The sequence below is a fragment of the Acidisoma sp. L85 genome (assembly GCF_009765865.1).
GTDB lineage: Bacteria > Pseudomonadota > Alphaproteobacteria > Acetobacterales > Acetobacteraceae > Acidisoma.
The window spans coordinates 74,711-88,552 of the sequence record NZ_LMUQ01000024.1 but is presented as its reverse complement, the minus strand read 5'-3'; the positions used below and the strand labels follow the sequence as shown (position 1 = coordinate 88,552).

Annotated in this window: 12 protein-coding genes; 7 read left to right on the top strand and 5 right to left on the bottom strand. The window is 66.4% G+C overall.

Annotated features, from left to right (window positions below; all coding sequences use genetic code 11):
• Positions 1 to 16: 16 nt before the first annotated feature.
• The 3 genes from cobT to GSQ83_RS04680 all read right to left on the bottom strand — a co-directional run bounded on the left by cobT (position 17) and on the right by GSQ83_RS04680 (position 3,671).
• Positions 17 to 1,912 carry a cobaltochelatase subunit CobT gene (gene cobT / locus GSQ83_RS04690; protein WP_254065503.1) on the bottom strand — a complete coding sequence of 632 codons (1,896 nt, stop codon included), beginning with the start codon at positions 1,910 to 1,912 and terminating at the stop codon, positions 17 to 19.
• 12 nt (positions 1,913 to 1,924) lie between these two features.
• Entirely contained in the window at positions 1,925 to 2,881 is a 957-nt protein-coding gene (cobS, locus tag GSQ83_RS04685) for a cobaltochelatase subunit CobS (RefSeq protein ID WP_371417968.1), read from the bottom strand.
• Between the two features lie 202 nt (positions 2,882 to 3,083).
• Positions 3,084 to 3,671 carry a J domain-containing protein gene (locus GSQ83_RS04680; protein ID WP_158801718.1) on the bottom strand — a complete coding sequence of 196 codons (588 nt, stop codon included), beginning with the start codon at positions 3,669 to 3,671 and terminating at the stop codon, positions 3,084 to 3,086.
• Between the two features lie 131 nt (positions 3,672 to 3,802).
• Here GSQ83_RS04680 and GSQ83_RS04675 point away from each other — a divergent pair, with 131 nt between their 5' ends.
• The 3 genes from GSQ83_RS04675 to GSQ83_RS04665 are packed head-to-tail and all read left to right on the top strand — an operon-like array spanning position 3,803 to position 5,543.
• Positions 3,803 to 4,087 (top strand): BolA family transcriptional regulator, encoded by a 285-nt coding sequence (locus GSQ83_RS04675; protein WP_158801717.1) that lies wholly within the window; start codon positions 3,803 to 3,805, stop codon positions 4,085 to 4,087.
• A gap of 41 nt (positions 4,088 to 4,128) precedes the next feature.
• Positions 4,129 to 4,590: an Lrp/AsnC family transcriptional regulator gene (locus GSQ83_RS04670; RefSeq protein ID WP_254065502.1), complete on the top strand. Its 462-nt coding sequence runs from the start codon at positions 4,129 to 4,131 to the stop codon at positions 4,588 to 4,590.
• A gap of 41 nt (positions 4,591 to 4,631) precedes the next feature.
• Entirely contained in the window at positions 4,632 to 5,543 is a 912-nt protein-coding gene (locus tag GSQ83_RS04665) for a SirB1 family protein (protein ID WP_158801716.1), read from the top strand.
• Positions 5,544 to 5,717: 174 nt separating this feature from the next.
• Here GSQ83_RS04665 and GSQ83_RS04660 read toward each other — a convergent pair whose 3' ends face one another.
• Entirely contained in the window at positions 5,718 to 6,383 is a 666-nt protein-coding gene (locus GSQ83_RS04660) for an alpha/beta hydrolase (protein WP_158801715.1), read from the bottom strand.
• Positions 6,384 to 6,746: 363 nt separating this feature from the next.
• Here GSQ83_RS04660 and cysE point away from each other — a divergent pair, with 363 nt between their 5' ends.
• The 4 genes from cysE to GSQ83_RS04640 all read left to right on the top strand — a co-directional run bounded on the left by cysE (position 6,747) and on the right by GSQ83_RS04640 (position 10,763).
• Complete coding sequence (gene cysE, locus GSQ83_RS04655; RefSeq protein WP_158801714.1) at positions 6,747 to 7,454, top strand: serine O-acetyltransferase; 708 nt, start codon at positions 6,747 to 6,749, stop codon at positions 7,452 to 7,454.
• Positions 7,451 to 8,551: a cysteine desulfurase family protein gene (locus GSQ83_RS04650; protein WP_158801713.1), complete on the top strand. Its 1,101-nt coding sequence runs from the start codon at positions 7,451 to 7,453 to the stop codon at positions 8,549 to 8,551. The genes cysE and GSQ83_RS04650 overlap by 4 nt, the downstream gene beginning before the upstream one ends.
• Positions 8,552 to 8,626: 75 nt before the next feature.
• Positions 8,627 to 8,956: a ferredoxin family 2Fe-2S iron-sulfur cluster binding protein gene (locus tag GSQ83_RS04645; protein WP_158801712.1), complete on the top strand. Its 330-nt coding sequence runs from the start codon at positions 8,627 to 8,629 to the stop codon at positions 8,954 to 8,956.
• Between the two features lie 400 nt (positions 8,957 to 9,356).
• Positions 9,357 to 10,763, top strand: a complete 1,407-nt coding sequence (locus tag GSQ83_RS04640; RefSeq protein WP_158801711.1) for an APC family permease — start codon at positions 9,357 to 9,359, stop codon at positions 10,761 to 10,763.
• Between the two features lie 128 nt (positions 10,764 to 10,891).
• Here GSQ83_RS04640 and GSQ83_RS04635 read toward each other — a convergent pair whose 3' ends face one another.
• The gene (locus tag GSQ83_RS04635; protein WP_158801710.1) at positions 10,892 to 13,714 is read right to left on the bottom strand and encodes a phosphoenolpyruvate carboxylase; all 2,823 of its coding nucleotides are present in this window, start codon (positions 13,712 to 13,714) and stop codon (positions 10,892 to 10,894) included.
• Positions 13,715 to 13,842 lie beyond the last annotated feature (128 nt).

Genomic DNA, 13,842 nt, shown 5'->3' with positions numbered 1-13,842 from the left:
TGATGCGAAATGAGACTCAGACGACCACCGGCGCCCGCTCGTTGCCGCGTTCCCAGGACTCCTGCTCGCTCTCGTCGAAGAGCGCGGTGAGGTGGCGGACCATGGTGCCGCCGAGATCCTCGGCATCGACGATGGTCACGGCGCGGCGGTAGTAGCGCGTCACGTCGTGGCCGATCCCGATGGCGATGAGCTGGACCTGGCGCCGCCCCTCGATTTCGCCGATGACCTGGCGCAGGTGGCGCTCCAGGTAGTTCCCCGGATTGACGGATAGCGTGGAATCATCGACCGGCGCGCCATCGCTGATGACCATCAGGATGCGCCGGTGCTCGGTGCGGGTGAGTAGGCGCCGGTAAGCCCAAAGCAGCGCCTCGCCGTCGATATTTTCCTTGAGCAGCCCCTCGCGCAACATGAGGCCGAGGTTGCGGCGGCTGCGCCGCCAGGGCGCGTCGGCGGCCTTGTAGATGATATGGCGCAGGTCGTTCAGCCGCCCAGGCAGGCGTGGCTTGCCCTCCTGCACCCAGCGCTCGCGGCTCTGGCCGCCCTTCCAGGCGCGGGTGGTAAAGCCCAGCACCTCGACCTTCACGGCGCAGCGTTCCAGCGTGCGGGCCAGGATATCTCCGCACATGGCGGCCACCGTGATCGGGCGGCCGCGCATGGAGCCTGAGTTGTCGATCAGCAGTGTCACGACGGTATCGCGGAAGTCTGTCTCCCGTTCGCGCTTGTAGGAGAGCGATTGGGTAGGCGTGGCGACGACGCGGGCGAGGCGGCTCACGTCGAGGAGCCCCTCCTCAAGGTCGAAATCCCAGGCCCGTGTCTGCTGCGCCATGAGGCGGCGCTGCAGGCGGTTCGCAAGCTTGGACACCATCCCTTGAAGGTGCTGGAGCTGATGGTCGAGCTGTTGGCGCAGCCGTCCTAGCTCTTCGGCGTCGCAGAGGTCCTCGGCGCTGACCTCCTCGTCGAAATCGCGGGCGAAGGCTTTGTAGGTCGCCTCCACGCCCTGCCGCTCGCGGTGGGGCTGCGGGCCGCCGGGGCGTTCCTCACCCTCAGCCTCGCCATTTGCGTCCTCGTCGCCTTCCGCGTCATCCTCGTCGGCGGCTTCGCCCTGCATGTCCTGAGGGTCGCCGCCGACCGTCTCATCGGCCTCGGCCTCCGACTGGCTTTCGCCCTCGCTGCTGGCGTCCTGCGGCGGACCTTCTTCCGGCGCTTCCTCACCGCCCTGCGGATCCTCGGACGGATCGGCTTCGGCCTCGGCTTCCGCGAGGTCGTAAGCGGAAAGCAGCCGGCGGGCGGCGCGCGCGAAGGCTTGCTGGTCGGCGAGGTTGTCGGCCATTTCGGCGAAGGCGGCCTCGGCCTCGGGCGCCACGGTGGCGCGCCATAGCGACAGCACGCGATCCGCGCCGGCAGGGGCGGTACGGCCGGACATGCGCTCTCGTGCCATCAGCGACAGCGCGGTGCCGAGCGGAAGCTGGTCCCGCCGGGTCATGCGGTCGTAGCCCTCGGCCTCGCATTGCTCCGCCAGCTTGGCGTCGAGGTTCGCGGCGACGCCGGCCATGTGACGCGAGCCGAGCGCTTCAACCCGCGCCTGTTCCAGCGCGTCATAGACTTCCCGGGCCTCCCGGCTGGCCGGGGAGCGCGCCGCGTGGATGGCGTCACTGTGGTGGCGGAGGCGCAGCGCCATGGCATCAGCCGTGCCGCGCAGCCGCGCCATCTCAGCGGGTGGCAGGCCGCGCGTGGGGCTTGGGATGCGAGCGCGCCCCGCCCCCGCGCTGGCCGGACCCGGCTGGAAGGCGACCTCGGCATCCGGGATGCCCGAGACCGCGCGAATGGCGCCAGCGGTCGCGCGTTTGAATTCCTCGCTACGCTCCGCCGCGTCGCGCGCCTGAGTGCCGCCGATCTGGCCGCCCGGGCTCACCGCCACCGCCGTTTAGCTCGCGCGGCGCAGGGCGCCGGTGTTGATCTCTTCGTTGAAGCAGCGCTGGTAATATTCCGCGACCGTCGCACGCTCCGCCTCGTCGCATTTGTTCAGGAAGGTGAGGCGGAAGGCGAAGTTGAGGTCGCCGAAGATCTTCTCGTTCTCCGCCCAGGTGATCACGGTGCGCGGCGACATCACGGTCGAGATGTCACCGGCGATGAAGCCGGCGCGGGTGAGGTCGGCCAGCGCCACCATGGCCTCGACCTTGCGGCGGGCCGGGACGTCCTTCTTGTCGATGCCGAGCTTGGCCATGACGATGGCCGTCTCGTCCGCATGCGGCAGGTAGTTCAGCGTGGCGACGATGTTCCAGCGGTCCATCTGGCCCTGATTGATCTGCTGGGTGCCGTGGTAGAGCCCGGTGGTATCGCCGAGACCGACCGTATTGGCTGTCGAGAACAGGCGGAAGGCCGGGTGAGGGTGGATCACCCTGTTCTGGTCGAGCAGCGTGAGCCGCCCCTCCACCTCCAGCACGCGCTGGATCACGAACATCACGTCGGGCCGGCCGGCGTCGTATTCGTCGAAAACCAGCGCGCAGGGGTGCTGCAGCGCCCAGGGTAGGATGCCTTCCTTGAACTCTGTCACCTGCTGGCCGTCCTTGAGGACGATCGCATCCTTGCCGATGAGGTCGATGCGGCTGATGTGGCTATCGAGGTTGATGCGCAGACACGGCCAGTTGAGCCGCGCCGCCACCTGCTCTATATGCGTGGATTTGCCGGTGCCGTGATAGCCCTGGATCATCACGCGGCGGTTGAAGGCGAAGCCCGCGAGGATGGCGAGCGTCGTGTCGCGGTCAAACTGGTAGGTGGTGTCGATCGCAGGCACGTGGTCGGTCCGCATCGTAAAGGCCGGCACGACGAGGTCACTCGCGAAACCGAAAACCTTTTGGACGTTGACCGTGGTGTCGGGCATGCCGTTGGGGGTTGGGGAAAGGCTATCGGCGATTCCCAAGCCGGGGCCATTCGTCATCGAAACGCGCGTCCTATCGTTATACGTCGATGCATCAAGCAGGAGGATGCATCAAGCGGGGGGCATCAAGCGGGAGCATCGAGCCAGGGAGAAGTATCGGTCGTTAGCCGTCGCGATCCTAGTATGGGGGCGGCAAAGCTGCGCGTCAGGACCGCGCCATCTGCCTTTGACCGGCGGGCAAGAAGTTTTTCAACGTCGAATAGGCGATGTTGATCGCCTTGATGAGGTCTTCCTTCTCGGCCGCGCCGCCATTCGCGTCGGGATGATGCTTCTTCGCCAGCTCTTTGTAGCGTGCCTTCACCATGTCGAGACTAACGGGCCAGGACAGCCCGAGCACGCCGAGCGGATGCCGCAGCTCGGGCGGCGCCTCATCGCGCGGCTCAGCGGAGTGCGCGGTGCGGCCGTCGATCGAGGCCAGCGGGTCGCGCAGGATGGATTCATGGACGGGTCGGAAATTTCCGTTGACCCCAAGTCGCCAAGTCGGGCGCTGCCAGGAGACATCGGCCCGCAACTCGGCCTCGATCTGCCCGGGCGTCATATCCTTGTAGTAGTCCCAGCCCGCATTGTAGGCGCGCACGTGATCCAGGCAGAGCCAGAGATATTCGTGCAACGAGGTGCGGGAGCGCGGAGCGCGGTAGCAGCCGAGTTCCTGGCAATCGGGCATGTCACAAATCCGGCCCGGCGCATCCGGGTCGGGCGCGTAGGCCCGGGTGCGGGAGGCGCGACGACTCATGGACCGTATATGGTGGCGCGGCGCGATGATTGGCAATCCCGCAACGGTGTGGGCAGGGCTTCCGAGCGACCGCTTGATTGCTTCGCGGCGCAACCCGCAAGCTAACATCCACAAGCCAGCGAGCCCGAGACATGTCCCGCCACGAACGAATCACCGCCCGGTTGAACGAGGCTTTCGCGCCAACTCAGTTGAATGTGCAGGATGACAGCGCGCTCCACGCCGGTCATTCCGGCGCTCGTGCCGGTGGTGAGACGCATTATACCGTGACCATGGTTTCCGCCGCCTTCGCGGGCAAAAACCGCGTTGCCCGCTCGCGGGCGGTACATGAGGCTTTGGCTGAGGAACTCGGCTCCGGCCTGCACGCCCTGGCCCTCGTGTTGCGCGCTCCGAGTGAGGGGGAAACCTCCGCCGTCTGATCTCGCTTCCTTCGGATGGCCTTCCGAGGCTAGCATCGCGCATGTCAGCCGTGACGATGGACGAAACCGATCGGGCGATCCTACGCCTCATCGCGCGCGACGCATCACTCTCCCTCGCCGAGATCGCGGCCGAGGTGAAGCTTACGCCCACGCCGTGTTGGAAGCGTATCCGGAGGCTGGAGCGCGACGGGGTTATCAAGGGCCGGGTCGCGGTGCTGGACCAGCAGGCCCTCGGGCTGCCGGTGTCGGTCTTTGTCTCGGTTGAGACTTCCGATCATTCGGCCGATTGGTTGAAACGCTTCGCCGAGCTGGTGGCGGCCACGCCGGAGATCGTCGATGCCTGGCGCATGAGCGGGGATGTCGATTACCTGCTGCATGTCGTGGTGTCCGATATCAATGCCTATGACGCATTTTACCGCCGGTTGATCGGTGCGGTGGCCTTGCGCAACGTGACCAGCAGGTTTGCTATGGAACGCATCAAGGCTGGAACGTTGCCAGTTTGAATGAATACACGTCGGATGATGTGGTTTAGGTGCCGCGACGCATGCTAAATTGGCGCAGGCTTCGAACAGTCTTCCGAGCATGGAGAGAGCGGCTGACCGAGTTTCCCGAGACCTCAGACCTTGCCTCTGGCCTGCGCGCGGCGCTGGCCGCCGTGGGCACGCTGCCGGACAAGGAAATCGACCTTGCGGGGACGGCGTTGTTGTTCGCGCGGCTGGACGCGCCCGACGCGGACTGGCGTTCCGCCCAGCGTCACCTCTCTGTCGTCGCGCGTGAAGCGGCGGAGGTCGCCCGTTGGGCCGGTGGCAGCGCCGCTGCCCAAGCCGAGGCGCTGGCCGGGGTGCTCGCCTGCCGCCACGACTATAGCGGCGACTACGAGAATTATGACGATCTCGCGAATGCCAACCTGATCCACGTGATCGCCCGCCGGCGTGGCCTGCCCATCAGCCTCGGCATCATCTGGCTGCATTGCGCCGAGGTGGCTGGCTGGGACTGCTATGGGCTCGATTTCCCGGGCCATTTCATTCTTGGGCTGGAAGGCGAGGACGGGCAGACCATCCTCGACGTTTTCGCCGGCGGCCAGACGCTGGACCAGCAGGACCTCACGGAGTTGCTGACGCGGGTGCAAGGGCGCCGGACGCGGCTTGTGGCGAGCAGCTTCCAGCGGCGGCGGATGGGCAAGCGGGATGTGCTGTTGCGGCTTCAGCGCAATATCGCTCACCGACGTTACAAGGCGGGCGACGCTGTCGGCACGCTGCGTTGCGTCGAGGATATGCTGCTGATCGCGCCGGACGGGATTGCCTTGTGGCAGGAGGCGGCGGCGCTCAACCAGCAACTCGACCAGATGGCGGCGGCGCTGCGCTGCATGGGACGGGTGGTGGATCTGGCGCCGCCGGGCGCGGATGCGGCTCATGCCCGTGCCGCGATCGCGGAGCTGCGCGGGCGGCTGCACTAGGTTTGAGGCGCGTTAATCCTGTTCGATCGCGCCCCGGGGTCCGTCATGGCACGCGAAGGCGTGCCATCCACGCCTTGCCTATGTAGAGCGGGCAAGGCGTGGATGCTCGGCCTGCGCCGAGCATGACGTGGAGACTATGCTGAAGGATCGCACGCAGCGGCGAACCGCGCCTCGTCAGTCGGCGGCGAGCGCCATCTGGCGGCGGGCCATTGTCTGGCGGACGTATTCCTCGGTCTCCTGGCCGATGCGGTCGGCGTGGTGGGCGAAGACGTGGTCAGCGCCCTCATAGACGCGATAATCGATCGAGACGCCCTTCTGGGTGTTGAGCTTGTCGACCAGCTTCCGGACGCCGGGCTCGGCCACCATCTCGTCGGCATCGCCATGAATGAGCAGGCCGCCGGTTGGACAGGGGGCGAGGAAGCCGAAGTCGTAATGCGTCGCCGGGGGCGCCACGCTGATCCAGCCCGAGATCTCCGGCCGGCGCATGAGCAGCTGCATGCCGACGAAGGCGCCAAATGAATAACCGGCGATCCACAACCCGCCGGAATTCGGATTGACCGCCTGCATCCAGTCGAGCGCGCCCGCCGCATCGCTGATCTCGCCGATGCCGCCATCATAGCGGCCCTGGCTGCGGCCGACGCCCCGGAAGTTGAAGCGCATCACCGAGAAACCTAGGCGCTGGAACGCCTGGAACATCGAATAGGTGATGCGATTGTTCATCGTGCCACCGTGCATAGGGTGCGGGTGCAGGACGAGCGCGAGAGGCGCCCCGGTCTCCTTGCTGTGGTGGTAACGGCCTTCCAAGCGGCCGTCCGGCCCGGCGAACATCACTTCAGGCATGGCGCTGCAACCTATCCTTCAAGCATTTCGGCCCCCCGGTTCGCCGGAGGGTCATTCACGTCCCAATCACGTCCCGCACTGTCATCCGCCGGCTTGACCCGCGCCTTCGCCAAAGCCCCGGCAGCTGCCCCGCTTCCGACCGGCGCCGCTATGGCACTCGATGGAGGGACAGGAGACATCCGCTATGCGGGCATTGACCCCCGAAGGAGCGACACCTAGCTTCGCGAGGCTTAGAGGAAGAGGGGTTAAGACGGGCGGTGAACTGGCAGATAATGCCGGCCTCCGTCCCGACAACGCTTCGTACATCTAGGGCTGACATGATAATAGGTCGCCCCTCCTTCGGTTTCATACGGAAATTGTCGCATGGCCTTCATGTTTTTGCGGGAAAGCATTCAGGCCTACCGGGAACGCGATCCGGCGGCGCGCTCGAACGTCATGGTTTTCTTTTGTTATCCCGGACTTCACGCCGTCATTTGGCATAGGCTGGCGCATCGCCTTTGGACATCCGGCGCTTTTTTCCTCGCTCGTTTCGTTTCGCATCTCGGCCGGTGGCTGACCGGTATCGAGATTCACCCTGCCGCTCGTCTTGGCCGCCGGCTTGTCATCGACCATGGCATGGGCCTCGTCATCGGCGAGACGGCCGAGGTCGGGGATGACGTGACGCTCTATCATCAGGTGACGCTTGGTGGCGTCAGCCTCGGCCATGGAAAGCGCCATCCGACGATTGGCAACGGCGTCATCGTCGGCGCCGGGGCGAAAGTGCTGGGAGCCATCACGCTGGGTTCCGGCGCCCGGATCGGCGCCAATGCGGTGGTGATCGAATCCGTGCCAGCGGGCCTGACCATGGTAGGCATCCCGGCGCGGCCGGTCGATCGCCAGCACCGTGCGCCGGCCTTCGAATCCTATGGCACACCCTGCGACGAGCTGGTCGATCCGCTGATCCGCGAGATCGAGGGGCTGCGGGCGGAACTGTCGGACCTCGAACTTCGCGTCGCCCGCATGGCGAGCAATGACATGCCGCTCCGCACCTCGGCACGGCGGGAAAGCGCGGGCAAGGCCGACGCCGATTGACCTATCTGGACGCCAACGCCACCGAACCGTTGCGGCCTGCCGCGCGGGAGGCGGCGCTCGCGGCGCTGGATCGGCTGGGCAATCCGTCCTCGATCCATCGTGACGGCCGGGCCGCGCGCGCGGCCCTGGAGGAAGCGCGGGAGGCGATCGCCGGCCGCTTCGGCGGGTTGCCACGACATCTAGTCTTCACCTCCGGCGGTACGGAGGCCAATGCGCTCGCGATCCATGGGCTCGGGCGCGGCCGCCGCCTGCTGCGGGGTGCGACGGAACATGCGGCGGTGATCGCCGCGGCGGGCGAGGCGGCCGTCGTGCTGCCGGTCGATGCGGAGGGTGTCATCGACCTCGATGCACTCGCGGCCGCGCTGGATGCGGCAACGGGACCGGCGCTGGTCTGCGTCATGCTCGCCAATAACGAGACAGGCACCATCCAGCCAATCGCGGAGATCGCTGCCGTTTGCCACGCGCGGGGCGCCCGGCTGCATGTCGATGCGGTTCAGGCGGCCGGGCGAACCGCCGTCGATATGGCGGCGCTCGGGGCCGACAGTCTCGTTCTTTCTGGACACAAGATGGGCGGGCCGATGGGCGCGGGCGCCCTGCTACTGGCTCCGGAGGCGGCGGCCGATCTCCTTCCCCTCATCGCGGGCGGTGGCCAGGAGCGCGGGTTGCGTGGCGGCACGCCAGCCTTGCCTGCCATCGCGGGCTTTGCGGCGGCCACGCTGGATGCCGAGCCTGCCGACAGAGCCCGCCTCGTCGCGCTGCGTGCCCGGATCGAGGCGGCGGCTGTCGCGGCGGGTGCCAGGATCTGTGGTGGCGGTGCTCCTCGCCTGCCGAATACGACTTGCCTCGCGCTCCCGGGAGTCCGTTCGGAGGCACAGGTCATCGCTTTGGACCTTGCGGGCGTCTCGGTCTCGGCCGGGGCCGCTTGCAGTTCCGGCAAGGTGGCGCGCAGCCATGTGCTGGAGGCCATGGGGCTGGGCGATGTGGCCGGGCAGGCGATCCGCGTCTCGCTGCCGTGGAACGCCACGGCCGAGGATGTCGCGGCCTTCGCGCGGGCCTATGAGGCTCTGGCCTCCCGCGCCCTTCGCCGGGCGGCCTGAGCAACGCCGGCTGCTTGCGCAACCTCGAGTGACGAACTACCTCCGCCTCTCCCGGACTGAAGGACTGACGAGCCGATGCCCAAGATGACCTTCGTCGAGCGCAACGGAAAGGCGCGCGAAGTGGACGCGCCGCTCGGCCTGTCGGTGCTGGAAGTCGCGCATAAGCACGACGTCGATCTGGAAGGCGCCTGCGAGGGCTCGCTTGCCTGCTCGACCTGCCATGTCGTCATCGATCCCGCCTGGTTCGAGCGGCTGACCCCGCCGACCGAGGACGAGGAAGACATGCTCGACCTCGCCTTCGGGCTGGAAGAGACCTCCCGGCTCGGCTGCCAGATCGTGATGACCGAGGAACTCGACGGCCTGGTGGTGCGGCTGCCCGCCGGGACACGCAACGCACAGAGTTAGGACGCCGGACACTTTACCGGCGATTTCCGCCGAGAGGTCGTTTCGGCTGCGCCCTTAGCGCGGCGGCGTGGCTGTTTCCTTCTTGTCCCCTCCCTGGCGCCCAGTGGGCTCGCCGCCGCCACGGCCGCGATTTAGCCGTCGCAAAAAAAGCGCCGCGCCGCGGGGCCCGTCACCACAAAAAGCGGCAAGCCTCGATCCCGAAAGACCTCATGGAGCGTGAGCGTTCCCGGCATTGAACTCCGGGGCCGTGAGAGGAAAAGGGGCGGCTGCGTTGAATTTCATGGACAAAAACCTTACGAAGATATTTCGTAATCGTGAACTTTTGATCTCGATAACGTTTTTGCCTTCGCAGGTCCGAGCAACGGTGCCGCAAGGCGTCCAGGAAAGGTGAACCTCCGCCATGGCCTTCACGCCGCAACACCGGCTCAGTCGAAACCAGCTCAGTCTGACGGCGATCATCGCCTCGACCCTGGCCAATATCGCTCCTGCCATGGGCTTCTTCTTCGGCTTTGGGCTGATCGTGGCCGGTGCAGGGGTCGCGGCGCCGATCACCCTCATCGTCGCGATGGTGGTGATTCTGTTCCTCTGCAACACCCTGGCCCAATTCTCCCGCTACCGCCCGAGTGCCGGGTCCTTCGTGACCTTCATCGGCATGGCCTTCGGCCCCGTCTCGGGCGCCGCCGCATCGATCTTCGTCGTGGTCGGCTACTGCATCGCGGCGTCCTCGGTGGTCGTGATCTCGGGCGGCTGGGTACATGACACGCTGAAGCTGTTCCTCGGCATCAGCGTTCCCTGGCAGATCATCTCGATCCTATGCACCGTCATCGTCGGGCTTTTGGTGTCACGCGGGATCAGCCTCTCGACCAAATGGGCGGCGGTTTTCTTCTACTTCGAGACCGCGCTGTTGCTGATCGGCGCGATCGTCATGCTCTGGGTCAATCGCGACGCTATGACCCTCGACCCCTTCCGCTGGTCGCATCTGGCCGGTGGGCTGAAGGGCATCGGCCTTGGTTTCCCGCTCGCGATCTATCTCTTTATCGGCTGGGAAAATTCAGCGACGCTGGCCGAGGAGGCGGAGAATCCGCGCCGCAATGTGCCGCGGGCGCTGATCGTCGGCACCATCGCCTGCGGCCTCGTCTACCTGTTCATCGCCTATGCGGTGGAGACCGCTTTCCACAACAATGCCGACGCCATCGGCAAGTCCACGATTCCCTTCATCGACGCGATCAAGGCCTCGTACGGCGCCTTGCTCATCGTCGCTTATCTCGCGGGTATCACCAGCATCTTCTCCTGCCTCATCGGCCTGACCAATGGCCAGTCCCGCATTCTGTTCAATTCGGGGCGTGAGGGATTACTGCCGGCGTTCTTCGGCAAGATCCATCCGCGTCACAAGACGCCGCATGTCGCGATGTGGATCTATATCGCGGTCGCCTGCCTGATCGTTCTGGTCTTCGGCACGCAAACGGATCCCGTCACGCTGTTCGGTGAAACTGGCACGCTGGGAACCATCCCGGTCGTCATCACCTATCTGATCACGAACATTGCGCTGCCGGTCTATATGCTTCGCTACCACCGCGAGGATTTCAACGTCCTCACGCATCTGATCATCCCGGTGCTTGGCACGGTGCTGATGCTGTTCCCGCTGTGGGGCCTTATCGAGCCCGGTCAGCCGGCGCCGTTCAACTACTTCCCGTGGCTGTCGCTGGCGCTGCTGCTGATCTCGATCCTCTACGGCATCATCCTGGCGCATCGTTCGCCGGACCTGGTGCAGCGGATCGGGTCTTACGTGGCTGACGAAGAGTATTGAGGGAAGCGGTAGACCGGCACGTCATGCTCGGCGAAGGCCGAGCATCCACGCCTTTGCTTACGTGACGAAGGCAAGTCGTGGATGGCACGCCTTCGCGTGCCATGACGGATCCAGGAAAGCCGAGCGGCCTACCCGAAGGCGCCGACCTCGTGGCTCACCGCCGCGCTGATCTCGCGGACCAGCGCGAAGTAGCGGTGGATGGGGCGGAAAATCTCGGCATGTTCCCGTGCGTAGGCGGAGGCATTGGGCGAGGTGCCGGGTTCGCCGAAATCGGTGCCCGAAGTGTCATCCGGCGCGCTTGGGAAGATGCGTTCGAGCGTCGCCATGGCGGCCGGGACGTCGAGCCGCAATAGCCGCTGCTGCAGACCGCCCCGCATCACCCCCATGCGCGGCGCGAAATCCGGGATCGTCGCGGTCAGGATCCAGATGCGGTGAATGCAGGCGAGGCGGAGGGTGTGGAGCAGCAACTCGCGCTCCGCCATCGCGGGTGCCTCCGGCCAGGCGGCGCGCAGGGCGAGGTGGTCGCTTTGGATACGGCGGAACATCGCCGTGACCTCGGCCCAGATGCCGAGCCTCTCAAGACCGCCGGCGACCGCGATCAATGCCTCCCGCCGCCCTGGAATGCGGCTGTGCCCGGCGCGGTCGAGCCAGATACCGGGGTCGAGCGTCTCGACCACCGCGCGCAGCACGTCGAGATGCGAATGGGCAAGGCCATGGGTCGCGAGGTCGAGCGCGCGGCGGAAGCGCGGGCTGGTGCGGCGTAGCTCAGCGACCGCATCGGGATGCCGGCTGACGGCCAAACCCAGACCCTGCAAAGTATTCGCGCACCAGCCAAGTTGCTGGAGGATCGCGTTGTTCGGGATCGCCCGCAATTCGCGCGGGTGGCTGATGACGCTGACGACCGAGGCGCCGTCGCTTTGCCGGGCAGCCGGGCGGGAACCCGTGCGGTCGATCAGCGCCGGGCCGAAGGCACCGAGCATGGCGGCGTAGCCGGGATCCTCGACCAGTTCCTCCATGCTCGACCGCATGGTGGCGAAGAAGTCGGCGGCGAAGTCGGGGTCGGCGTAGATCGGATCGTCGCCCTCGGCTATGGCGCCCATCGCGAACTCGGCGACGCGCAGGATGGTGCAATGGGCGAGTTCCGGCGTGCCGAACAGCAGATAGCCGTCGCCACCCTGAAAGGCGGATTCCTCGCGGAAGGCGATGCCCGCGCTCTCAAAAGCCCGCCGCCCGACGGCCGGGGAGAGATAGGACAGGCGATCATGCATCGAGGCGGGATGGGCGCCGCGGCCGATGCTCTCGCCGTGGGTGTCGAAGAGCACGATCTCGACATCGCGCAAGCCGTGTTTGACCATCGCCTCGCAGAGCTTGAGGCGCAGCCGCTCGATCAGGTAGGTCGCCGCGACCTGGCCGACATAGCGGCCGGAATCCGAATAGCCGAACTGGACGCAGAGCCTGCCGAGACCGCGCAGATAGGCGCGGTAATGCGGGCTGCGCAGTGCCTCCTCGATGATCCGGCCGCCCTGCGCGAGTGCCTCGGCGGTCTCGAAGAGCGGGCTGATCTCGACATGCTTCTCGATGCCGAAGAGGCGGGCGAAGTAGAGGGCGCTGAGGAGGGTATAGCCGGTCTCGGTCTCGGCGATGAGGAAGCGCACCGGACTCACGGCGTCGATGTGCTTGACCATCTGGGCGACGGTCATCATCAGGCGCGCCGCGGAGGCCTGCTCGGCCATCAGAGTGCCGAAGTTGATCGCCTCCGGCTTGACGGTCTCCAGTGCCGTATTGATGGCGCCGAGCAGCACGCGGCGACGCGAGGGGTCGGCCGGTGGGTCGGCGAGGCCGAGGCGCTGGCGGACCGCATTGTGCAACTGGGCGGAGTTCAGCCGGACATGGGTATGGGCGAGGCCGAGGCCATGCGAGACAAGACCGGCGCGCACGACAAGGAGCGCGCGCTTGCCAGCCTCGTCGGCCGCCGCGATGGCAGCGGGAAACAGCGCGAGAAGCGGTTCGGGCGAGGTGAGGGCGGCCTCGCGCTCTCCCACCAGCGATTGCGCGAAGGCGGCGACCTGCTCCGCCTCCGGCTCGCTTGGACAAGCGCCGAGTTGTGCCATGGTGGCGGTGATTGCCTGGCGTGCTCGCTCCAGAATGGCCTGGCCCCCAGGCTGGTCGAGAAGCCCTGCCTCCACGCGCTGGAGTTGATAGAGCTTCATCCGCAGGCGCAGACGTAGAGTGTCCCACCAGCCGATATCGGTGCGGCCGTCGGTATCGTAGCCGACCCAGGTCGCCAGGGTGATCGGGCGGGGCGCCAGATCGAGCCAGCGGCCGTTCCACACGGTCTGGGCGACGTCGAGGATCGCGCCCGTGAGGGTGTCGATCGCATCCCGGCCGCGCGCGATGGCGGCGTGGGCCTGCGCGAACTCCTCTTCCAAGGTAATGGGCGCAGGGCGATGGCTGGTGAAACAGGCGTTGCTTTCGCGGCCGGATGCGGCCTCCGCGAGCGTTGCCGAAATCGGGGCTGGTAGAGAGAAGGTGGGATGGGCCGTGAAAACGGCGGAGAAGCGTGTGCGTTCCACCGCGCGGCGGAACTGCGCGAAGGGGATCGCGCTATCGGCGGGATCGGGCCGCACCACGCGGGCCGCCAGTTGCGCCATCTCCTGCTTGGGGTCGGCGCCGGGCGTGAGGCCTACATAGGCGGCAATGCGTTTGGCCCGATCGCGGAACGCCTCATCGCGTAGCCAGCATACAAGGCCATGCAGGGTCGGCTCATCCAGCAGCCCCTGGTCGATGCGCCGGGAGATCGTAAGCGCCATCGTCATCACAGGATTACTGAAGGGATCCTCGGCGCCGCGTTCCAGAGCCTCTCTAAGATGACTCAGCAGTTCCTCGGCAAGGGCGTCGGCACCCAGTGCGGGGTCAGCGAGGGTGGGGTCGGAGGTCTGATGATCGGGCATGCCGCTATTGTGCACTGCAACGAAGCCAGGACAACAAGTTCCTGACGGAAGCCGAGTTTTCTCTCCGAAGGGCGTACGGGCCGGGGCATTGGGCCGCCTCTTGATCCGCGAGTTGGGCTCCCGTAAGA